Below are 23375 nucleotides of genomic sequence, written 5' to 3'. Positions count from 1 at the left end.
TACAAAAGGAAAATCCCTAAATTTTATTTTCTATTATGTAATATTGTCTCCCTCAATAGGTTTAAAGAAGCCGTGCTTGTTAATTGAATATTGATAAGTCGTTCTTTTGTGAGCTGTAACTTACGTGTCCAACATTTTTTGCCATCATGACAAGCGATCCAAACCAAACCTACTGGCTTTTCATCGCTTCCCCCTCCGGGTCCAGCTACACCACTTGTTGCCAAGCCATAGGTAGCATTGAATTTAAGCCTCACCTGTTTGCTCATCTCAATAACGGTTTCCTCACTAACTGCTCCCATTGAGGCAAGTGTTTCATGGCTTACCCCAAGCAAATTCTCTTTGAAAGCGTTGTGATAAGGTATTATTGATCCATTGAAATAATTACTTGATCCCGGAATACTTGTAACCACATGGGATAAATATCCTCCTGTACAACTTTCCGCGATAGCAATGTTTTCATTCCTTTGGATCAATGCATGACCTAATGCAGAAGCAATGGTATCTGTATTATAACCATAAATGTATTTTTCAATTAATGGTTCCAATTTGTCAATTTGATCATCAACTTCCTTGACAATAGGAGGGAGTGCCTCTCCAAAACCAGTTAATCTCAACTTGACTTCTCCCAATGAAGGCAAATAGGCCAAACGTATATGTGAAGGCAGCTGTTCTTCCCATTCAGAAATTATATCGGACAACCAACTTTCGCCAATGCCTATTGTCTTTACTAACTTATGGTAGATAATAGGTAATTTATATTTCTCTTTAATTCTAGGAATCACTTCATTTTCCATAAGATACCTCATCTCATGAGGTACCCCAGGCATTGACATCCATGTGGATCCATATTCTTCAAACCACATCCCTGGTGCTGTACCCACTGCATTTTGAATATAGGTGCAATTGGAAGGTAAATAAGCTTGACTGCGGTTGGTAGGGGATAGCTCCCTTCCACGGCTTTCAAAAAACTTGCGTACATCCTCAAGTGCATCAGGAAAAAGCTTCATTGAGGAATTGAAAAATTCTACAAGAACGTTTTTTGTAAGGTCATCTTTAGTAGGACCCAATCCACCAGTCATTAGTACGATGTCTACTTTTTTTGATGCTGCTTTAAAAGCATGGATCATTGCCTCCGGATCGTCTCCAATAGTGGTTTTTCTTATAACTCTAACCCCAATTTTGTCCATTTCTTCACTCAACCATTTACTATTGGTGTCAAGGATTTGGCCATAAAGTAATTCATCGCCTATGGATATGATTTCTGCTGTAACAGGTTTATGCATGTAACACGGTTTTAACCTTAAGTGAATTCAAAATTAAAAGTTTCATAGTAGCAATCTTGAATATGAGGTAAAAATTATAATTCAAATGGTAAAAATTGCTCACTAGAGTAGGTCTTTTCTCCTATAGGTCACAAAAGCGTAGTTGAACCGATTGTTTTCGTCTTTTTTATGATAGTCAGTTTCGGTAATTACCCAATCTTTTTTGTCAAAATCAGGAAAAAATGTATCTGCTTCTGGTTTGGCTTCTATTTCTGTAATGATCATTTCTTGACTAAATGGTAAAGCTAATTTATAAATTTCTGCTCCACCCAAAATAAAGATTTTATCTAAATTTTTTAGTCGTCCGATGGCTAGCCCATCCTCCAAACTGTGGACCACTTTATGACCATCTGGGACCTTATAATTTAAATTACCAGTAATTACAATATGGATCCTTCCTGGAAGAGGTTTTTTCAAAGATTCAAAAGTTTTTCTACCCATGATCACATGATGACCCGCAGTAGTGTTTTTGAAGTGTTTAAGGTCTGCAGGAAGGCGCCAGGGCAAATCGCCTTTTAAGCCTATAGCATTGTTAGTAGCCTTGGCTACAATAATAGAGGTGATCAATTTTGATACAGATGTTTAAAGATTATTATTTAGTTGCTTTCAGCGGATTAGGATAGTCAGTCAAATCAAAGGTTGTGGATTGTGTATTGTCTATTTTTATTATCTTCATTTCTGAGGAACTTTGATCTTCTTTGTTTTTAAAAGTCATTTCCATGATATTTCCTTCAGGGAAACTACCAAAAAAAGTACTGTTTTGTTCTTTCATTTTCTTGGTTACAAATGGACTGTTTTTACTCCAAAATCCATCTAAACCTTCAATAGGATCTTTGCTTATCCAATACGTTCCTTCCGAATCTTCCGCATCCATGCGAAACTCTTCGCAACTGTACCCTTGAATGTCTTTGGTATTGCCCGTTTTTTCCAAGGTCACATTTTTGAATGATTCGTTAACTGTACTGTCAGCATAGGTATCCATCATTCCACCATAGTCCATCCCGAAAGCCATACTGGATTTCTCCTTTTCATTTTCCATCAACATGATGGTGGCTTTGTTTTTATGATCCATGATAATAATGGATTTTTCCTTTTCATTTTTATCATCCGGATCAATGAACTCCATTCCGAAATAATCAGGACTTTCAGACAAAAATGAATTAAAAATCACAGGATCCTCTTCTTTTCCCTTTTCATTAGTACTATTGATTTCCATCACTGCGATACCAGAAAAACGGTACTCGCTTTCAGTGTCAACGTCCATGTTAATTGAGCCCATGATTTTGGAAAAATCATAAGATCCACCTTCTTGATCAGATCCAATTTCTCCATTGCTGCCACCATCATCATCCCCATAGAGGTTTCTGAAAGTTTTTTCAAGCTGCCTTTGAGTAGCTTTCTCCATTTCATTGGCGACTGTCTTTTCTACAGCTCTGGATACTCCGTCGGATGCAGCTTTTTTTAGCTTTCTCAATAACTGGGATTGCGCATCAAAACTAAAAAAGGACAAGGAAATTATTAATAAAAACAATGATTTCACTTTCATAACACACCTGTTTTAGAGACAATATAAAGTTATGAAATATTAGCAAAAAGTCCTAAACTTTATTTTTTTGTATGTAAAAACCTAAATATCAAGTATGTATTCAATTATCCCTGCATTTTTGCCCTTAGGACGGGTTACCAATAAAGGAACTTTGTTATTGGTTTGAATTAGACGTTCGGCCAGGCTACCAATGAATAGAGCTGTGGTAGCAGTCCTGCCTTTGGCACCAATAATGATGATGTTTGCATCTATTTCCTGGGCCTTATTGATGATGTCAACTACTGGGTCATCATCCTCATCTCTAGTGTAAAGCGGGGTTATATTATGGCCTTTTGTATCTATTTTTCGGATGAATTTTTTGTAATTAACCTGAGCATGCATCAGCATAATTTCACTGAACTCATCGTATGACTTTCCGGTAAAATGATAACCAGAAGGCACCGAATAAACATTTTGACAGATTATTTCAGATTTCCCATCATTCTTCTCTGTGATTTCAATGGCTTCTTCAAGCGCATCTTTAGAATAGTCAGAAAAATCACTTGGGACAAGTATCTTTTTAATCTTCGGAAGACTGTTTTCTGGAACAATTAAAAGCGAGCATGAAGCTCTTCTTGCCAATCGTTGGGTGATTACCCCTGATCCAGTAATAGTGGTTTTTTTTCCTACAAGTATTAAATCGGCTGATTTTTCACTGGCAAGTTTGAGTATTTTTTTTGAAAGCTGCCCTTCTCTTACTATATAGGCTGTATTTATATTTAAGTCAGGGTCTAAGTTTTCCTTTACTACCTGCTTCATCTGACTTTTACGTTCCTCTACCATATTGTCAATAAGGTTGGGGAATTCGGACAAAACATCTTTAGGGATACTTAAGTTTCTAATGATATTCGTAAAGTAAATTTTTTTTGATTGGTTGCTTTTTGCTATAAAAGTGGCAAATTTCACCAGCGTTTTGTCCATCTCTGATTGATCAAGGCAAACAATTATTTTTTTGATTTGATACATTATTTAAAATAATTAAAGATTCTATCCGATAAAAGCTGTTTAATCTGGACATTGCAATAGGATTTCTGAAAGCTTGTGCGAACACTTATCAAGAAATGATTCCATTATGGAATTGGTCATCTATTGCCTATTTCGGGTTTATCTATTTTTTACGCCTGACTTTAATTGCCTACAATTTTTAAATTAGTAAAATAATTTCTTATTACAATTTTTTGTTTTCTCTTTTTGAGAAGAAGGCTCATACTAATTTTTATTTATTTTTTTTAAGTCGGAATTTAATGTTTTAATATTTCTAGTCCCTCTCCAAAAATATTGTAATCTCAAGGAAATCAGGCCATTTGAAGATTGAAGCATGGTTCAGACATAAGAAGAGGATGATAGTATATAAATACCTGATTGTTAAGTGTTTCTATAATGTAATAGGGAGAAGATGTTCCTTTAGGTGCATGAGTGATATTAAGCTTCGAAATTCAAATACCCTATGATGAGGTTTGAGGTTTCCTCATATAGATTGTATATTTGTAGTGTGGTTCGGGTCAGCGACATGTTCAAACTTCACAATTTAATTAATATACCGAGTGAAGCACATTTTCAAAACCAGGCCTCATCTTTCATTTGGAAGACCTCGTATCTTTATTGATGCAGGATAACAGTGGAAGGTTGCGAGAAAGGTGCAGCTCAAATCTTGTTTTACCGGAGGTTTGTAACACTCCATGATTCGGACCATATTTTAAGGGGACTGCTTGTCAGTCCCCTTTTTTTGTTTTTTAGTACAATACTCTAAATCTGATCGTGCCGTGTATGGCTTTCAGTTCTTCGATTACTTTGCTGCTATAAGCTTTGTCAATATCAGTAATGACATAACCGATTTTTTCATTTGTTTTAAGGTATTGTCCCACAATATTGATATCATAATCCGCCAATATCTTATTGATACGTGCCATTATCCCTGGCTCATTAAGGTGAATATGAATCAACCTGTGTGCATCATGCAGGAAGGGCAATTGTATATTAGGGAAATTGACACTATTGTAAGTGTTACCAGTATTGATGTATTCAATGATCTTACCTGGGACAAATTGGGCGATGTTCTGTTGTGCCTCTAAGGTACTTCCACCAATATGTGGGGTAAGGATGGTGTTAGGTAAACCTTTCAGTTCTGATTCAAAAGGCTCACTGTTGTTTTTTGGTTCCTTAGGAAACACATCGATACCTGCACCTGACAAGTGGCCTGATGTCAAAGCATCACGAAGTGCAGCCACATCTACCACATGTCCTCGACTTAGATTGATCAGATAGGCCCCTTTCTTCATCAGGGCAATTTTTTCTTTATCAATTAATAATTCATTGTCCTTTCTGCCATCAACATGTAGAGAAATTACATCGCAGGTTTTAAGTAATTCATCTAAGGAATCTACTTTTGTGGCATTGCCTAAAGCAAGTCGCTCTATCACATCATAGTAATAGACATTCAAGCCCATATTCTCAGCTAAAACTGACAATTGAGAACCAATATTACCATAACCTATAATCCCCAATTTCTTGCCTCTGATTTCAAAACTACCATTGGCACTTTTATCCCATTTACCAGCATGCATACTGGTAGTTTTATCTACCATACCTCGCATCAAAAAGATTATTTCAGCTATTGCAAGTTCCACAACTGATCTGGTATTACTGAACGGGGCATTAAAAACAGCAATCCCTTTCTCTTGGCAGGTTTCCAGATCAATTTGATTGGTACCTATGCAAAAGGCCCCTATGGAAATCAATCTGTTGGCATTTTCTAAAACCTTTTTGGTGACCTGAGTTTTAGATCGGATGCCAAGCACTGAGACTTTTTTTATTTTTTCGGCCAGTTCCTCTTCAGAAAGAGCAGAACTAATTACCTCTACATTGTAGCCCTCAGCTTTCATTAGTTCAACGCCTATTGGGTGTACATTTTCCAATAATAGAACGTTGATACGGCTTTTTGGATAGGAGAATTTTTTGTTCATATTATTCACATATAAAATTTCATCCAGACTCGGTGCAATGTGATCAGCTTTGGAAGAAACAGAAGGGCGGTGAATGTTTTCTGTAAAGGCATAAAATTTATTGGCTACTCCTGATGCTTTTATCTCATAGTCAGTATAACCATCTCCAATGACATAAATGTCTCCTGTTAAGTTTAACTTCTTAATTGTATCAGGTTTGCCATTGTTCTTTGAAAGCGGATTGTCTTTATTAAAACCAGTGATTTTCCCAGATTCATCGTATTCAAACTCATTTGCAAATACATTCTCTGGTTTGATCCCGAAACTTGTTACAATGGGTGCTACAAAATCCTTGAAACCATTAGAAATTATATAAATGTCATTCCTATTCTCAATCAAAAACTCTTTGTTTCTTTGGAAGGAGTCGGACACTTTTTTCATTAAAGCAGAAATCAATTCAGAGATTTGGTCCTTATTGGCATTCAAAATTTCTACTCGCTGGATAAGGCTCTCTCTAAAAGTGATTTTACCTTCCATTCCCTGGTCAGTAATGTCTTTTATTGATTTTAGTTTCTCAACCTTTAAAGGATCATCTTTCAAGCTAATTTCACCTAAAATATCCAAAGCTTCTACCTTGGTAAAAGTGCTGTCAAAATCAATAATAAACTTTTTTGTGGCAATCATTTTAAAGCATTTTTAATGAGTTGCAAAATTAATATATTATTGGGGAAATTGAAGTTATTGATATAAAATAACTCAACTACAAAATAAAAATTATTGATCAACAAAGAATCTGGTATTTGGTGACCCAAATTTTATGGCGGAAATTTTAAAGCTTTTAAGCTACAAGCGAAATTAGAACATAAAACAAATTAACTTTGACCTCTTCATGGTCACAATCGGAGGCTATTTTGAACAATGATTTCCCTACTAAAATTAACATTCGTATGCCATTAGCAATAGACAATATTAGAGTAGGCCGTGTATACAAGCTTGTCAACTACGGTGAGATCAGGTTTTTAGAGGCCATGGAGAGGACCGGAAGGGAAAACTTTAAGATGAAAGATTTAGATACTTTAGAGTACTATGAAATTGAGGAGCTTTTGCGATGGGGAAAAGGTAAAGATTATGATTTGGACGAAGTCCGCTAATTAAGTATAAATAATATGAATGAAAAAAGGAGTTTGACTGGTGCTATTCTCAAGGCAAAATGCCCGAGATGTAGGAAAGGAAATATTTTCCCCGTTTCAGTCTTTAGTTTTAAAAAATTAACTGAAGTAAATCATAGTTGTCCCAATTGCGGTGCAGAACTTGTTCCTGAGCCTGACTTTTATTATGGCGCCATGTACATCAGCTATGCGCTGTCAGTGGCACTGTTTATTAACGTTATGATTGTCTTAAATTATGTGTTCGATGACCCGGAACTTATGGTTTATATCGTCTCTGTAGTATTTTTTAATATTGCTTTATTGCCTTTAATGCTCAGGTATTCTAAGGTTTTGTATCTCTATGGTCTAGGTAAACTTTCTTACGATCCTAAGCAAAAATAACTGAAATAACCTCAAAAGATTTTATAGGGTAAATTTATTTTTTTTCAGTTAGTAAAACATACTGATAATTAGTTCGTATAACTGTGTGTTAAACTTACTATATTTTTGTATGCACCGTTTACTGAACAATACCATTATCCCTGTGAAATCCGGGATTTTCATCAAGGACCCTCTAAGTTCCGATTTAGGTAAAAAAGTACTTGAAGAAAGCCTTGTATTGATAGATGAGCTAGGAATGGAAGCTTTCAATTTCAAAAGGCTATCGGCACATGTAGGTAGTACTGAAGCAGCCATCTATCGGTATTTCGAAAACAAACACAGATTATTATTGTATTACATCAACTGGTATTGGGGATGGCTCGAACATAATCTTGTATATGGTACTGCCAATATGGATAGACCCAGAGATAAAATCAAAATGGCAATAAACCTATTGGTAGAAGGTCCTGCGTTTGAGGAGAATTTATATCTAAACATAAGTTTGCTTAGAAATGTTGTAACCGAGGAATCCAACAAAGCCTTTATGACCAAAGAAGTAAACAGTGAAAACAACAGTGGTTTTTTTGATCAATTTCATAATTTCAGTGAACGAGTGGTCCGGATTTTCTTGGAATTTAATCCCAATCACCCATTTCCAAAGGCCTTCGTTTCAACCCTCATCTGGTCATCGATTATTAATGGTTTCTGTTCTAAGCATGTGCCAAGTTTGATTGAGGATAATTTCCTTGGCCAACCTAAAGTGGACTTCTATTACAATTTGGTTTTTAATTCACTTAAAAATGAATGAGAATTTAATTAATACACCTTTAAAGAGGTTCTTCAGTCTTTTGAAGAATGAAAAGAAAGAGATTTATGCGATTTATTTTTATGCCGTGCTTAATGGTCTTGTATCGCTTTCTCTTCCACTGGGAATACAGGCAATTCTTAACTTTATTTTGGGAGGAAGGCTTACCACTTCATGGGTAATTCTAGTGATTATTGTAGCGCTTGGTGTAATATTTGGAGGCTTTTTGCAGGTTAGCCAGCTCTATTTATCTGAGAAATTACAACAAAGAGTACTAAGCAATTCAGCAATTGAATTTGCTTATCGACTTCCGAGGTTAAAAATGGAATCTTTACGAGGAGAATATGCACCAGAGTTGGTAAATAGGTTTTTCGATACAATTAATCTACAAAAAGGACTGTCCAAATTGCTTATTGACTTTAGTACGGCCTCACTTCAAGTCTTTTTTGGCTTGATTTTGTTGGCAATCTATCATCCATTTTTCATCATTTTCTCCTTTATCCTGGTACTTACCATTTACCTGATCTTTAAATATACCAGCCCCAAGGGAATGAAGACCAGTTTGAAGGAGTCCTCTGCTAAATATGAAATTGCATTTTGGTTGGAGGAAATAGCAAGGACTTTAGAAACCTTTAAGCTCTCAGGTTTTTCTCCTTTACCGTTTAAGCGGGTGGATGAATTGGTGAAAAAGTACATCAATTTCCGAAATGCTCATTTTTCTGTACTAATATTTCAATATAAAGTCTTGATTGCCTTTAAGGTGATTATTGTTGTGATTTTACTGGTGGCAGGGAGTTTATTGTTAATGAACAATGAGATCAGTATAGGTCAGTTTGTTGCTGCAGAAATAATCATTGTATTGATTATCAACTCAGTAGAAAAAATTATACTTAGCCTGGAGACTGTATATGATACCCTTACCGCGACTGAAAAATTAGGGCTTATTATGGATATGGATTTGGAGCGAGCTACGGGGAAAGTGAATGCTTTAAATGAGGAAAAGTCAGGCTTGTCTTATGCCTTTAAAAAGGTCACCTTTTTTTCTGAAGACAAAGAGAAACCCATCTTAAACAATTTTAATTTTGATATAAAGGAAGGTGAAAAAGTGGTCATTACAGGAGAGAGTGGGGCCGGTAAGAGTACCCTGTTACAAATAATGGCAGGATTGAAAGAGGACTATCAGGGAAAAGTGATTGTGAATAAATTACCTATGGATACGTTGTCTCTGGAAAAATTAAGGTCAATGATAGGGGATAGTCTGTCTAGACAATCCATTTTCCATGGAACTATCAGAGAGAATATAACAGTAGGGAATGAGGAAGTGTCCGAAACCATGTTAAGGAATGTTTTGGAAGTGGTTGGTTTAAACGATTACGTTTATAGGCTTAATGATGATTTAGACGCAATGCTTTTGCCAGAAGGTAAAAACCTTAACAATGCTCTTATAAGTAAAATTATTTTGGCAAGAAGCCTATGTTTTACTCCCAAATTGCTTTTGCTTGAAGAGGAACTCAATTACCTGAGTCAAGAAGAGTCTGAACGGGTATTTGACTTTATCTTTTCAGGCCCTTGGACAATGGTGATGGTTTCTACGCAAGAATCTCTTTTGAAAAGAGCGGAAAAAATTGTGGTGATGAAGGCTGGGGAAATTGCTTTTGAAGGTGATTTTTACAACTACCAAAGCTATAAAAACCAGAATAAACGGTAATACAATGCTAAATATTTCTAAAAATTCGATCAGAGAATTAATTGATCTCAATTCTTTTGACAGTTATCAATTGACACTTTCAAGTAATCAGAGTCGTCGAAGAATAAGGATTTTGCTGTATTTAATGATGACAGGGTTTGTTTTTCTTTTTTTACCATGGACCCAAAATTTCAGGTCAAAAGGAACATTAACAGCATTGAAACCGGAACACAGACCACAAACAATACATTCAATTATTCCTGGGAGGATTGAGCAGTGGTTTGTTCAGGAGGGAGATTTTGTAGCCAAAGGGGATACCATCCTTTTTCTCTCTGAGGTAAAAGAGCAATACATGGATCCTGACTTGCTTAGCCGGACGCAATTACAAGTTAATGCAAAGGAATTGTCCGTTAAATCTTATGAAGCAAAGATCAGGGCACAAGAACAACAACTGTCTGCCTTAAAAGAAAATAATACGCTGAGGAAAGAACAGGCACAAAATAAACTTCAGCAGGCAAATCTAAAAGTACTATCGGATAGTATTATGTTAGAGGCTGAAAAAGTTAATTTCTTAGTGGCTGAAAAGCAGTTTCTCAGGATGGAGAAATTGTACGCTGAAGGATTGAAATCACTTACCGATCTGGAAACAAGGAAAATAAAACTTCAACAATCTCAGGCAAAAGCATTGAGTGCTGAAAATAAACTCCTTGGCAGCAGAAATGAATCCATTTCCGCCATAATAGAGCTAAATGCCATTGACAATGATTTTAGAGACAAATTGGCTAAAGTGAATTCAGAAAGATTTTCAGCACTTTCAGGTCAGTATGATGCTGAGGCCGGGGTCAATAAATTGAAAAATGAATTGACCAACTATACCGTGAGGTCTGGAATGTACTATGTATTGGCACCCCAGTCTGGCTATATCACAAGGGCGATTCAGGTGGGGATTGGTGAAACCATTAAAGAGGGGGCAGAAATAATCAGCATCATGCCTCAAAATTATTCCTTAGCGGTAGAGATTTATGTGGACCCTATAGACCTTCCATTGGTTAAATTAGAAAGTAAAATCAGATTTATTTTTGATGGATGGCCAGCGATAGTTTTCTCAGGATGGCCTGAATTGTCGAATGGAACCTTTGGAGGAAAAGTATTTGCCATTGATAATTTCACCAGTACAAATAATAAATACAGGGTATTGGTAATCCCTGATCCAGATGAAGAACCATGGCCGGAGGCCTTGAGGATTGGCGCAGGAGCAGACGGAATTGCTTTGCTAAACGATGTCCCGGTATGGTACGAAATATGGCGTCAAATGAATGGTTTCCCACCAGATTACTACACACTTCAGGAGTCTAAGGAAATAAAAAATCAAGCGAAATGAAATACAATATTGGTTTACTTGGACTATTATTGGTATTCTTATCTACAGCTCTTAAAGCCCAGGATAAGACCCTTTCTTTTGACCAATTTATGGTGTGGGTGCAGCAGTATCATCCCGTTGTCAAGCAAGCGGACTTGTTATTAGCGTTTGGTAAGCAGGAAATGAGGAAAGCGAGAGGTGGCTTTGATCCTTATTTGTATGGGAGCATAGATGAAAAACAATACAAAGAAAAGGAGTATTACAACAAACGAGAGGGAGGCATTTTACTACCGACAATTGGAGGAGTGGAATTTCAGGGGATGGTCGAGCAAAATAGGGGAACCTATCTCAATCCAGAACAAAACGTGCCCAATAATGGGCTATATGCAGTAGGTGCTGCACTTAATGTAGGGAATGGGTTGTTTATCGATAAGCGTAGGGCAGCGCTTCGACAGGCTAAAATTTATAATTTGGCTACTATTGAAGAGAGAAGACAACGTTTAAACTTGCTGTATTATGAAGCTACCGTTGCGTATTGGAAGTGGGCTGGATCCCATGCAGATTTGAAGGTACATGAGGAGGTGTTAAAGCTAGCAAAGGTAAGGTTTGAAGGAGTAAAAGGACGTTTTGAACAGGGTGACCTTCCAGCCATTGATACTGTAGAGGCCTATACCCAGGTGTTAAATAGAAGCATTAAATTACAAAAGGCAGGCTATGAATTCTTCTCAACTACCCAGGAATTGAGTGTTTACCTTTGGGATGAAGAAGAAAAACCTATAGACCTTGAACCATTGGTTGCACCAGAGCAACTTTTTATGGAGCCTTCTAGTGAACTGAACAAGGCCTTTTATCACCAAGCTGTACTCAACCATCCTGAATTGCGCTTACTTGATTATGATCTTGATTATCTGGATATAGAGCGTCGGTACAAGGCAGAACAGCTAAAACCTAAAATTAAGCTGAAATATAATTTTTTGACAGAAACTTTTGGAGGCTTGGAGCAAGTTGGTTTCTTAGAGAATAATTATAAATTTGGAGTTCAGGTCGCTACTCCCTTATTGTTGAGAAAAGAAAGAGGAGATCTGGGAATTACCCGTACAAAAATTGTGGATGTTAATTATAAGCGAGATTTAAAATTTGAGCAATTAAGTGCAAAACTTAGGAAAGTTTTCAACGAATACGAAGTTTTAAGTCGGCAATTAAATATTTTCTCTCAAAATGTTCAGGGATTGGAAAAGCTTGTAAAAGGTGAAAGGATTAAGTTTGATTTAGGAGAAAGCTCCTTGTTCTTAATTAATGCTAGAGAAACCGGATTATTTGATTCCTATTTAATTAATAATGCGCTGTATGTGGACCTAAAGATTGCCTATTCACAGATCAGAACAGCAGCTGGCCTGGGATTTGAGGACTTATAAATATGAAATACATTTATCTTTTAAGATGGTTATCATGGCCATTTCGATATTTTTTCACCATAATTAAAAAGAAACTAGGTAAACTAGACCTACTACGAGTTGAGGTATTTGTTGTTTTAGGGAACAGCACGCATCTTTTTGTAAAAGGCAGGGTAGTGGAGGCCTATAAACAGAGCAGACCCTCAGATAAGAATACCATACTGCATAATATACTTGCTACCTTGAGAAGGTACGCTGGAAGTAGCGTGCCAGATGCGAAAGTAGAACTAATGGTGGGAGGCCTGAAAAAGACATTGGTTACGGATGAAGAAGGGGTTTTTGAAATCCTTTATGAAATTAATGGAGAAATATCTAAATCATTAAAAACAGTTCAATTATCATTGCTACCAGAAGAGGGATTGAAACCAGAAGTGGCATTTATTACCAAAGAAATCTTAAGATTTCAAAAGGAATACCCACGCGCTATAATTTCAGATATAGACGATACGATTATAGTCTCTAAAGCAACCGATATTCAGGAAAAATTCTGGCTTTCCGTTTCTAAGAATGCCTACACTCGACGCCCTTTTCCAGGCGTTAGTGATTTGTACCGCCTATTATCATCAAATGGAGATTACCCTGTTTTTTATGTTTCCAGTAGCGATTGGAATCTTTTTGACTTGATCCAGGATTTTATGAAATATAGACATATTCCCTCAGGGCCAATATTTTTAAAAGATCGACACATGAATTTAAAAAATATCTGGAAATCAGGTGGTGGCAGCCATGAGCATAAAGTGGAAAAAATAGCATTTCTGATGGACTTTTATCCTGACTTAAATTTCGTCCTTATAGGAGATAGTGGTCAGCATGATCCTGAGATTTATGCGGAAATTATTGGCAGATTTAAGCATAGGGTGGAGGCTGTGTATATTAGACAGGTTGGGGCTATAGATTTTTCCCGAGAAAAGGAATTGAACGAATTGCTTCCTGAAAATAAAATAGCATGGGTAAAAAACTCAACAGAAGCTATTGAACATGCCAAAACTTACTTAGCCCTTTAAATAGAAGCGTTTAATAGGGTTTTCATTTCTCCGGGTTAAACTCACAGTAAAACTATTGATGTTGAATACCCTACTCGAATAATTTTTAATTGATTTACTCAATCTGGTAGTAGGAATAAATGCCCTTACAGTAGAGATTCTAATTTTTCATGGGTGAGTGGTTTTTCAATAAAACCGCTTACAAAAGGAAATTGTTTTGATTTTTGCCTGTCTTGAAAGTCTATGGAGCTCGAAAGCATAATGATACGATCTTTCCTTTCATTTTCAAGTTCCAGATACTGGCTTAAAAAATCCCAACCATTCATTACAGGCATATTAATATCGACAAGGATCAATAACCTTTTCTCCAATTTTGGATCTTTAAGGTATTGTAATGCTACCTCAGCCTCTAAAAATTCGATGGTCTTAGGTGATAAATTTAATTTGTTGATTAACCGTTTATTGATCAGATTGTTTATAGGGTCATCATCAATTAAAACAATTAAATCGAATGGATACATTGACTCTTAAATAAAAACTTTTCTCTCTCTCGTTCTCTTACATCTGAAATTTAACACTATAATTCCACTATTAAAATAAAGTTCTAAATTTTCGCAGGTTTGATTGCATTAAAATTTAAACTAAATAAATAGGATAAGGTTTTTAGCTAATAAAAAGTAAAAAAAAAGGGAAACCATTATAGTTTCCCTTTTCAGCGTTTTTTATGAAATGAATTACATCATTCCACCCATTCCTCCGCCACCACCCATTGGTGGGCCTGCAGGGGTTTCTTCTTTAACGTCAGCTACCACACATTCTGTAGTTAGCAATAATGCAGCGATTGATGCAGCATTTTCCAATGCAAGGCGCGTAACCTTAGTAGGATCAATGACTCCAGCTTTGAACAGGTCTTCATACTTGTCTGTTCTCGCATTGTAACCATAATCTCCTTTAGAGTCTCTGATTTTATTGATTACTACAGATCCTTCTCCACCTGAATTGGAAACGATTGTTCTCAAAGGTGCTTCGATAGCCTGCTTGATGATGTTGATACCAGTATCTTCATCTTCGTTTAGCCCTTTAAGTTTTTCAAGTACCAATGCAGCTCTGATAAGTGCTACACCACCACCTACTACTACACCTTCTTGTACAGCAGCTCTGGTTGCATGAAGTGCATCATCAACTCTGTCTTTTTTCTCTTTCATCTCCACTTCGGTAGCAGCACCTATGTATAGGATAGCAACACCACCAGAAAGCTTAGCTAATCTTTCTTGAAGTTTTTCACGATCATAATCAGAAGTAGTTTTTTCAATCTGAGATTTGATCTCATTGATTCTAGCTTCGATTGTAGCTTTTTCACCAGCACCATTAACGATGGTAGTGTTGTCTTTATCGATATTGATTTTCTCGGCAGTACCTAGGTAATCAACAGTTACATTTTCAAGTTTATAGCCTCTTTCTTCAGAAATCACAGTGCCTCCTGTAAGGGTTGCGATATCTTCTAACATGGCTTTTCTTCTATCTCCGAATCCAGGAGCTTTAACAGCGGCAACTTTAAGTGCACCTCTGATTTTATTTACTACTAATGTAGCAAGAGCTTCTCCATCAACATCTTCAGCGATGATCAACAATGGTCTTCCAGATTGAGCAACTGGCTCTAATATTGGAAGCAATTCTTTCATTGCTGAAATCTTTTTGTCGTATATAAGAATGTAAGGGTTTTCCAATTCAGCCTCCATTTTCTCCGTATTGGTAGTGAAATATGGAGAAAGATAACCTCTGTCAAACTGCATACCTTCAACAGTTCTTACTTCTGTTTCAGTACCTTTTGCTTCTTCTACAGTGATAACGCCATCCTTGCCTACTTTTTTCATGGCATCAGCGATCATTTTGCCGATTTCCTCGTCATTGTTGGCAGAAATTGTAGCTACTTGTGCAATTTCTTTAGAAGTAGAGATTTCTTTGGATGCGGCTCTTAATTCTGCAACGATTGCTTCTACAGCTTTGTCGATACCTCTCTTAAGGTCCATTGGATTTGCTCCAGCAGCTACATTTTTAATGCCTACAGAAAAAATGGACTGAGTCAAAACAGTAGCAGTAGTAGTACCGTCACCTGCGTCATCAGCAGTTTTGGAGGCTACTTCTTTTACCAACTGAGCACCCATGTTTTCAATAGGGTCTTCTAATTCTATTTCTTTAGCTACAGTTACACCATCTTTAGTAATAGAAGGTGCACCAAATTTTTTATCCAAAATTACATTTCTTCCTTTTGGACCTAATGTCACCTTTACTGCATCAGCTAGGGCATCGACTCCTTTTTTTAGGCGATCCCTTGCGTCGGTATTGAAAAATAATTCCTTAGCCATTTTTTAAACTTTTTTGAGTTTTAATTGATTAAACTTGATTATAGGACCTTTAATTAAAGGATAGCGAAAATATCCGCTTCTCTCATGATCAGATAATCAGCACCTTCTACAGATAGCTCAGTGCCAGCGTACTTGCCATACAAAACAGTATCGCCAACTTTTACAGTTAATGGCTCGTCTTTTTTGCCATTACCAATTGCGATTACGGTACCTTTTTGTGGTTTTTCTTTGGCAGTATCAGGGATATAAAGACCTGAAGCCGTTTTTTCTTCTGCGGCAGCGGGCTCTACCAAAACCCTGTCTGCTAGAGGTTGGATGTTAACTTTAGACATGTGATTTAGTTATTTTTAAAGTTTAATTTCTATAATACAAAACCCTATTTACACTTTCTATGCCAATCCTATTATTGACATTTTTACTGACATAAAGTCTTAATTACCTATCAATATTGACAGTTTTATCAAAGACCAAATTATATAAACCTGTCAATTTTGCGGAGAGTAATTGGTAATTATGTCACATTTACGTACTTTATACATGTAATTTAATAGAATAATTTATGAGAAATTTATCGGACAATTGGATAGCTGAAGGCTGGGTGGATTTTGAGTACAAAAAATACCTGCTTTTGGCCTATTTAAAAGAAGTTGAAAAAGACTTCAAATCAGTAAAACTTTACCCTCCTTTGGCGGAACTGATCAGGCATCATCAGAAACTTGAAAACCTGAATATCAACCGACATCAGTTAAAGGCCGCATTTCCTCGTGAAATTCAATCTGTTAATTTCAAGAAAGCGACCATTAACTATAAGGACAAAACCGAAGAAGATGAAGTGATGAAACAATTAGGAGAAATCATCACCTATGCCTTGCCACAAATTGAAAAGCAAATAGAAGAGGGCAAGAGTATTTATGATTTCATAGAAGATCAGCTGGAGATAGAGCCCGTTGGGCTTTCGGCCATCTATCAGAAGGAAGGATATGCTTTGGTCTCTAATGGCTGTTCAAAAGATATTTTGGTTTACCGCTATAAGATTGATTTTTTCCAAAATAGCCTGGACAAATACCGGGGCATAGTCCTAAAGTTTATTGCGGCTTTCAAACGAAACCTAACAAATACCTGTCAACGAATAAAACTTGATTTGATTAAAAACTTTAGCGATCTACCTAATCCGTCTACCTGGCGTATTAATTCCAAACAAGATGTGCCTTTACAGGAGAGCCTTTTACCCATCAGTAAGCGTTTATTGCTAAGAAATATTGTCATTAAATAGAAAATGGGAAGAATATATTCTTCCCATTTTCTATTTAATGAATATGAATTTGTTTTTAGTCTTCCTTTTTCAATAGTGAATTCTCATTGGATACCAATATAGGAGTGGGACTAGTTGAAACAGTACTTTTCAATTTAGTTGATTCTTTTTCAGATTGTTCTCTGAGTTCTCTGTTTTTAATAACCTCATCGCCAGGTTTACCAAATAGGATCTGGTATACCTCTTTTCCATCTTTGGCTTTTTTGATGTCACTCACTATATCTGCCCATTCATGGAAAACCAAATAAACGGGATTGTAAGAAGTGACTGGCTTGGTGATACCATAGGTCGGTCTTTCTTCCTCTGCCTTAAATGTTCCAAAAATTCTGTCCCAAATGATAAAGGTAGAACCGTAGTTTTTGTCTAAATAATGGGCATCGCTTCCATGGTGCACTCTATGGTGAGATGGCGTTACAAAGAAATATTCAATTGGCTTAGGAAGCTTTTTGATATATTCCGTGTGGATCCAGAATTGATACAATACAGCGACCTGATGGCAAATAAAGAAGACGAATGGGTTGAAGCCCATCAACATCACAGGTACAAAAAAGATGATCTTAATATGCTGTGTCCATCCTAATCGAAAGGAAACGGAGAAATTGTACTTCGTAGAGTTGTGGTGAGTGATATGTGTTGCCCACCAAAAACGTTGCTCATGAGTAACGCGATGTGCCCAATACCTTGCCAGGTCTATTGCGAAGAAGCAAAATATAAATGACCACCAGGTTGGAGGTACTTTCCATGGGACAATGTTCCAGCAAAATAGTGCTATCCCAAATGTGAATGCTTTTATCAAGGCGCTAATTCCTACATTCACAAGCCCAATTGTAGATGCAGCGAGGAAATCTTTTTTATCGTAGGTGTCTTTTTTTTTGTATAAGCTGATGCCCCATTCTATAAATACTAATAAAAACATCACAGGAGCGGCCCATAAAATGACATTAGGCCATTTGTCCGCACCTAAATCTTCCATACTTAAATGATTTTCAAACATAGACAGTAACTTTGGTTGTTTTATTCAGGATTTTAAAACGACAATTTAATCATATTCCGGCTCTTCTTCAATTTTTGATTACTTAAATAATATTAAAATTTAAAATTAAAAAAGGCCTGTTGATTTCAACAGGCCTTTTTTAATCTTGTTTGTATTTTTTATTATTCCTCTATTTCTGGAGTTGTCTCCAATGGAGTCGCTTCCTCATTTTCATCAGAAGGCAGAATTGATTCATTGTCAAATGATGGGGTAAGAATTTGTTTTTGGGCATTTTCCACATTAGGAGAAGAAAATCCTGAAGAGTTGCTTTCATGGAAGGCTGAAGAACCCAAGCACAAAACGAAAATGGCAATGGCTAATACCCAGGTAGCTTTCTCTAAGATATTACCGGTTTTGGTGACGCCCATGATTTGTGAGGCACTACCACCAAAAGCTGCTCCTGCTCCTCCTTTGGAATTTTGACCTAGAATGACCAAAATTAATAAAATGGCCAAAACAATAATGATACTGATGATTACTACAAACATGCTTGATATTTATTTTATTCTTTTAACTTCTCAATTTGATCTGCAAAGAAAGCCTTTTTCTTTGGAAAGTTCAATATTAATTTTTGATATATTTCTATGGCCTCATTTTTTTTGTTTTGCTTGGCCAATAATTTGGCGTAAGACTCGGAAACCATATTGTTATTTAGAAGGGTACTTTTTTCGGACAAATCTGGTAATTCTATCATCTCATCCATTTTCTCCCTTTTTAAACGTATAGGCTTCTCCTTAAATTTATCTATTAATTCTTGATGGTCTATTTTAGGCTTTTTAGCAATCGATTTTTTAAGATTTTCGCTTTCCTTTTCGATCAAAGTGTCTTTTTCAGTCACTTTTTCGGGTAGGTCCTTTTTTTTAAGTTTTCGGAATTATCGGAATTTTTAGGTGTTGCTTTATTGATTTTTTTCAAATTTTCTTCCAAACGCCTTAAAATTTCATCTCTTTTAGGCCTGGAAATATTCTCTGATGGATTATCCTCCATAGGGATTGTTTTTTCTTCGGGTAGGGAAGGATTATCTGTGTCTGTAGCCGCTATTTCAATCTCTTTTTCCTGTTGAACCGTTGGTTCTTCCTTTACTTTTTCGGGAACGGAAACTTCCGAGATCACCTCTCCTTCAAGAGCTAAAGGAACAATAGGGGATGTTCCTGTCAATAAACTTTTCAACCTTTTCCTCTCAGGGCTTACCACAGCAGCCCAATGAAGCAATGTTTTGGATTCACCAGAGGCTTTATCCCACTCGTATTTAGCTGCAAGTACTCTCGGTGCCAAAAAGTAAGGGAATTCCTCTTGAAGTTTCAATGCTTTTTTTAAATCAGCATTGTCAAGATTGTCGGCTTTATTAATAAGTTCTAAGAATGCTTGAGCGTTCACAGTATCAATATTTAAATAGGTTCTTTAAATATAACAATTTTTACCAATTGGCCACAGTAGATGTGAAAATATCCTGAATGATACTTTCAAAAATCTCTTCTACCAATTCAGATTCCACCTGTAGCAAAGTTGTGTTTCTTGGGTCGTAATCTTTAAAGAATGAAAATGTATTTTTTGCGTTTTCTTCTTCATTAGACATATTGATGAACTCCAATTCCACCGCAATCGTGATGCGCATTTGTCCCGCCCTGTCAGGTTGATTACTATTAGTGCTGGATACGGTAGCTTGAGGGGTTATGGTGTACTTGGTAATGGCCCCCAGGAATTGTATGTCTCCATTGTTCTGAATCAACTCCAATTGAGTATTTCGCTGAAAATAGTCCTTCAGGTCTTCGGTGAATAACTGTCCCATATTGGCTGGTCCTCCGCCCGAATCATTGAAAAAATTAGCTACCGAAAAGGTATTGGTAACATTGTAATCAAGCGTAGTACCTGTGAAACTGTATTCAATTTTGCAGGCTGTTACCAAGCAACTAAAACTTAATAAAAATAATACGATTCTATTGAATATCATATTGCTTGATCTTCCTGTAAAGTGTTCTTTCAGAGATTCCCAAATCCATTGCAGCATATTTTCTCTTGTTATGGTGTTTTTTTAATGCTTTGGTAATCAATTCTTTTTCCTTTTTTTCCAAAGATAGCGAATGGTCGTCTTCTTCATGAATTATGTCTTCAATTACATCCTCTTCGTAATTTTTTCTTGTGCTCTCTTTTTCTTCCTTCTGTTCCTTCTTGGCAGTGCGAGACTCCAATACCAAAGGTAGATTTTTTGAAGGATTGGGATTGTCATCATAGTGCGAGGAGGACTCCATATCTTCAAAAAGATTTTGATGCTTTTCCATTATGTTTTGATCCAATCCCCCCGAATGATATGAATCTAATATAAGTTTTTTTAAATCTGTCATGTCCTTTTTCATATCGAAAAGGACCTTGTATAAGATTTCCCGCTCAGAAAAATCCGAAAAAGCATCCTGCTTCTCATGAATTCCCTTAATTGATGCAGGTAAACTACTTTTTTCTTCAGGAAGATATTTGATTAAGGTTTCTGCATCGACTTCCCTTTCCTCTTCCAATAACGAAATCTGCTCCGCTAAATTCTTTAATTGTCTGATATTTCCCGGGAAAGGAAATTTGAGGAGTAGTTTTCTTGCATCTTCCGTTAAGGTGATGGGCTTAACCAAATACTTTTCAGAGAAATCAGTGGTAAATTTTCTAAACAATAAGGCGATATCATCTCCCCTTTGTCTCAAAGGAGGGACAAAAATGGGAACTGTGTTTAGCCGGTAATACAAGTCCTCCCTGAATTTACCTTTATCCACAGCCTTTAACAGGTTAACATTGGTGGCGGCAATTACCCTTACGTCAGTTTTTAAAACTTTCGAGGAGCCTACTTTTATGAATTCCCCATTCTCCAATACCCGTAATAGTCTCGCTTGAGTTCCTAAAGGCATTTCTCCTATTTCATCCAGAAAAATAGAGCCACCATCAGTGACTTCAAAATACCCCTTTCGTGCCTCATGAGCACCTGTAAAGGAGCCTTTTTCATGACCAAATAACTCAGAATCAATCGTTCCTTCTGGTATCGCACCACAATTTATCGCTATGAATTTCCCATGTTTGCGGCGGCTAAGTGCATGGATGATTTTAGAAAATGACTCTTTACCACTACCACTTTCACCAGTGACCAACACGGTCATTTCCGTAGGAGAAACTTGCATGGCCACCTGAATGGCATGGTTTAGCAAAGGGCTGTTTCCAATTATTCCAAATCTTTGTTTGACGCTCAATATTTCCGATGCACTTATAGAGATCATGTTTTCTTATTTATTGGTTGACAATTTCTCCAAATAGGGTCGCCGATGTACAATCCGTGATCCTAACCTTGGCATAATCCCCAATATTTAAATTACCTTTTGGAATAATCACCACTTTATTGGCTGAATTCTTGGCCTTTAATTGATCGTTAGACCTTTTAGATAGTCCTTCTACCAAAACCTCCTGAACCTGACCAACTTCTCTTTGATGCCTTATAAGTGATAGTGTGCCTTGTTTGTCAATGATCTCCTGAAGCCTGCGTTTTTTTACAGGTAGTGGAATATCATCCTTGTATTTCTTTTCTGCTAGGGTGCCAGGTCGCTCGGAATAATAAAACATGTAAGAAAAATCATACTGAACGATATCCATTATGCTTAGGGTGTCCTGATGCTCTTCCTCAGTTTCAGAGCAAAATCCTGCAATCATATCTGAAGAAATCCCACAATTCTCACCCAATATTTCACGTATTTTTTTGATCCGATCCAAATACCATTCACGGTCATAAGTCCTGTTCATCATCTCCAAAACTCTGCTGTTGCCACTTTGAACAGGTAAATGTATGTATTTACAAATATTGTCGTAACGCTTCATCGTTTCCAACACCTTGTCCGTAATGTCTTTGGGATGAGAGGTGGAAAACCGAACCCTAAGTTTTGGGTCTACATTGGCTACCATTTCTAGTAAGTCCGAAAAATATACTACTTCATTTATTTCAGATTCCTTTTTATTAAGACGGGCTTTATTGTTTTCCTCAGAGGACCACTTATAGCTGTCTACATTTTGCCCTAAAAGGGTAACTTCTCTGTAGCCCTGATCAAACAACTCTTTGGCTTCTTTGGTAATGGAATGTGGATCACGACTCCGCTCTCTTCCTCTTGTAAAGGGTACCACACAAAAGGAACACATATTGTCACAGCCTCTCATGATTGAGATAAGGGCACTTACTCCGTTGGAATTTAGTCGTACCGGAGAAATGTCAGCATAGGTCTCCTCCCTGGAAAGAAATGTGTTTATTCCTTTCTCGCCGTCCTCAGCCAAGCTTACAAGATTGGGCAGGTCTCTGTAAGCATCAGGGCCTACTACTAAATCCACCAGTTTTTCTTCTTCTAAAAGCTTTTCTTTTAAGCGTTCTGCCATGCAGCCCAGCACACCTATCTTGAGTTCACGGTTAGCCTTTTTGACTTGATTGAACTGACTTAGCCTTTTACGCACCGTTCTCTCTGCCTTTTCTCTAATAGAGCAAGTGTTAAGTAAAATCACATCAGCCTTATTGTAATCTGAAGTAGTATCAAATCCTGTTTCCTTCATGATGGAAGCGACAATTTCGCTGTCCGAAAAATTCATTTGACAACCATAGCTTTCGATATATAACCGCTTTGTTTTCCCTGTATTTTCTTCAGCTGTTACTTTATAATCACAACTCGTTGCTTCATCATCACTGATGATTTCGATATCCTTTATAATATTTTCCATTGGCTGACTATATTTCAGATCGCAAATTTAATAAAATACCGACATATTGACAGTAGTTCACTTTATTATTCTGACATTATCCACGTAAAACATTAAAATCAGGAAAGAAAAAGAACAGGGAATTTTTTTTTTATAAGTTTTAATGCTTTTCTGGGTGGAATTCCAACTTTCGCTTAATGTTATTGATAATATCTATCGAGTTATAGAAACAATCAATTTTCACTATATGTATTTAACCCTTATCTTTATTTCGAACATATCATAAGCGTGAA

At 36.6% G+C, this 23375-nt stretch carries 23 protein-coding genes; 8 read left to right on the top strand and 15 right to left on the bottom strand.

Annotated elements, in window-relative coordinates; genetic code table 11:
• Positions 1–23 precede the first annotated feature (23 nt).
• From AC0L7T_RS21075 to serA, 5 genes are all read right to left on the bottom strand, one after another.
• The gene (locus AC0L7T_RS21075) at positions 24–1283 is read right to left on the bottom strand and encodes a competence/damage-inducible protein A (protein WP_473338188.1); all 1260 of its coding nucleotides are present in this window, start codon (positions 1281–1283) and stop codon (positions 24–26) included.
• Positions 1284–1385: 102 nt separating this feature from the next.
• On the bottom strand, positions 1386–1889 hold the full coding sequence (locus AC0L7T_RS21070; RefSeq protein WP_473338187.1) for a dihydrofolate reductase: 504 nt from the start codon (positions 1887–1889) through the stop codon (positions 1386–1388).
• A gap of 25 nt (positions 1890–1914) precedes the next feature.
• Complete coding sequence (locus tag AC0L7T_RS21065; protein WP_473338185.1) at positions 1915–2868, bottom strand: DUF4412 domain-containing protein; 954 nt, start codon at positions 2866–2868, stop codon at positions 1915–1917.
• A gap of 81 nt (positions 2869–2949) precedes the next feature.
• On the bottom strand, positions 2950–3873 hold the full coding sequence (locus AC0L7T_RS21060) for a universal stress protein (protein ID WP_473338184.1): 924 nt from the start codon (positions 3871–3873) through the stop codon (positions 2950–2952).
• A gap of 767 nt (positions 3874–4640) precedes the next feature.
• Positions 4641–6533 (bottom strand): phosphoglycerate dehydrogenase, encoded by a 1893-nt coding sequence (serA, locus tag AC0L7T_RS21055; protein WP_473338182.1) that lies wholly within the window; start codon positions 6531–6533, stop codon positions 4641–4643.
• A gap of 263 nt (positions 6534–6796) precedes the next feature.
• Here serA and AC0L7T_RS21050 point away from each other — a divergent pair, with 263 nt between their 5' ends.
• The 7 genes from AC0L7T_RS21050 (at position 6797) to AC0L7T_RS21020 (ending at position 13688) form a co-directional block, all read left to right on the top strand.
• Positions 6797–7000, top strand: coding sequence for a hypothetical protein (locus tag AC0L7T_RS21050; protein WP_473338180.1), 204 nt, complete (start codon positions 6797–6799; stop codon positions 6998–7000).
• A 15-nt stretch (positions 7001–7015) separates the two neighbouring features.
• Complete coding sequence (locus AC0L7T_RS21045) at positions 7016–7399, top strand: DUF983 domain-containing protein (protein ID WP_473338178.1); 384 nt, start codon at positions 7016–7018, stop codon at positions 7397–7399.
• A 109-nt stretch (positions 7400–7508) separates the two neighbouring features.
• Positions 7509–8186, top strand: coding sequence for a TetR/AcrR family transcriptional regulator (locus AC0L7T_RS21040; protein WP_473338176.1), 678 nt, complete (start codon positions 7509–7511; stop codon positions 8184–8186).
• Positions 8179–9891: a peptidase domain-containing ABC transporter gene (locus AC0L7T_RS21035; protein ID WP_473338174.1), complete on the top strand. Its 1713-nt coding sequence runs from the start codon at positions 8179–8181 to the stop codon at positions 9889–9891. The genes AC0L7T_RS21040 and AC0L7T_RS21035 overlap by 8 nt, the downstream gene beginning before the upstream one ends.
• A 4-nt stretch (positions 9892–9895) precedes the next feature.
• The gene (locus AC0L7T_RS21030) at positions 9896–11251 is read left to right on the top strand and encodes an HlyD family secretion protein (RefSeq protein WP_473338172.1); all 1356 of its coding nucleotides are present in this window, start codon (positions 9896–9898) and stop codon (positions 11249–11251) included.
• Positions 11248–12645: a TolC family protein gene (locus AC0L7T_RS21025; RefSeq protein WP_473338170.1), complete on the top strand. Its 1398-nt coding sequence runs from the start codon at positions 11248–11250 to the stop codon at positions 12643–12645. Before AC0L7T_RS21030 ends, AC0L7T_RS21025 begins: the two co-directional genes overlap by 4 nt.
• A 2-nt stretch (positions 12646–12647) precedes the next feature.
• A complete protein-coding gene (locus AC0L7T_RS21020) occupies positions 12648–13688 on the top strand; it encodes a phosphatase domain-containing protein (protein ID WP_473338168.1) in 1041 nt (346 codons plus the stop codon).
• Positions 13689–13813: 125 nt separating this feature from the next.
• Here AC0L7T_RS21020 and AC0L7T_RS21015 read toward each other — a convergent pair whose 3' ends face one another.
• The 3 genes from AC0L7T_RS21015 to AC0L7T_RS21005 all read right to left on the bottom strand — a co-directional run bounded on the left by AC0L7T_RS21015 (position 13814) and on the right by AC0L7T_RS21005 (position 16365).
• Positions 13814–14188 carry a response regulator gene (locus AC0L7T_RS21015; protein ID WP_473338166.1) on the bottom strand — a complete coding sequence of 125 codons (375 nt, stop codon included), beginning with the start codon at positions 14186–14188 and terminating at the stop codon, positions 13814–13816.
• A gap of 213 nt (positions 14189–14401) precedes the next feature.
• A complete protein-coding gene (groL, locus tag AC0L7T_RS21010; RefSeq protein ID WP_473338164.1) occupies positions 14402–16033 on the bottom strand; it encodes a chaperonin GroEL in 1632 nt (543 codons plus the stop codon).
• Positions 16034–16086: 53 nt separating this feature from the next.
• The gene (locus tag AC0L7T_RS21005) at positions 16087–16365 is read right to left on the bottom strand and encodes a co-chaperone GroES (RefSeq protein WP_020890459.1); all 279 of its coding nucleotides are present in this window, start codon (positions 16363–16365) and stop codon (positions 16087–16089) included.
• A 227-nt stretch (positions 16366–16592) separates the two neighbouring features.
• On the opposite strand from AC0L7T_RS21005, the gene AC0L7T_RS21000 reads away from it, so the two are divergent.
• The gene (locus AC0L7T_RS21000) at positions 16593–17306 is read left to right on the top strand and encodes a hypothetical protein (RefSeq protein ID WP_473338162.1); all 714 of its coding nucleotides are present in this window, start codon (positions 16593–16595) and stop codon (positions 17304–17306) included.
• Positions 17307–17361: 55 nt separating this feature from the next.
• Here AC0L7T_RS21000 and AC0L7T_RS20995 read toward each other — a convergent pair whose 3' ends face one another.
• From AC0L7T_RS20995 to miaB, 7 genes are all read right to left on the bottom strand, one after another.
• The gene (locus AC0L7T_RS20995; protein ID WP_473338160.1) at positions 17362–18339 is read right to left on the bottom strand and encodes a sterol desaturase family protein; all 978 of its coding nucleotides are present in this window, start codon (positions 18337–18339) and stop codon (positions 17362–17364) included.
• Positions 18340–18500: 161 nt separating this feature from the next.
• Positions 18501–18866, bottom strand: a complete 366-nt coding sequence (gene secG, locus AC0L7T_RS20990; protein WP_473338158.1) for a preprotein translocase subunit SecG — start codon at positions 18864–18866, stop codon at positions 18501–18503.
• A 14-nt stretch (positions 18867–18880) separates the two neighbouring features.
• Positions 18881–19216 (bottom strand): hypothetical protein, encoded by a 336-nt coding sequence (locus AC0L7T_RS20985; RefSeq protein WP_473338157.1) that lies wholly within the window; start codon positions 19214–19216, stop codon positions 18881–18883.
• Positions 19213–19755: a hypothetical protein gene (locus AC0L7T_RS20980; RefSeq protein ID WP_473338155.1), complete on the bottom strand. Its 543-nt coding sequence runs from the start codon at positions 19753–19755 to the stop codon at positions 19213–19215. The genes AC0L7T_RS20985 and AC0L7T_RS20980 overlap by 4 nt, the downstream gene beginning before the upstream one ends.
• 40 nt (positions 19756–19795) lie before the next feature.
• Complete coding sequence (lptE, locus tag AC0L7T_RS20975; protein WP_473338153.1) at positions 19796–20329, bottom strand: LPS assembly lipoprotein LptE; 534 nt, start codon at positions 20327–20329, stop codon at positions 19796–19798.
• Entirely contained in the window at positions 20316–21629 is a 1314-nt protein-coding gene (locus AC0L7T_RS20970) for a sigma-54 interaction domain-containing protein (RefSeq protein WP_473338152.1), read from the bottom strand. The genes lptE and AC0L7T_RS20970 overlap by 14 nt, the downstream gene beginning before the upstream one ends.
• A gap of 10 nt (positions 21630–21639) precedes the next feature.
• Complete coding sequence (gene miaB / locus AC0L7T_RS20965) at positions 21640–23103, bottom strand: tRNA (N6-isopentenyl adenosine(37)-C2)-methylthiotransferase MiaB (RefSeq protein WP_473338151.1); 1464 nt, start codon at positions 23101–23103, stop codon at positions 21640–21642.
• Positions 23104–23375 lie beyond the last annotated feature (272 nt).

This window comes from Cyclobacterium sp. 10D3-21, assembly GCF_055809755.1.
This window is presented reverse-complemented; position numbering and strand designations above follow the sequence as displayed.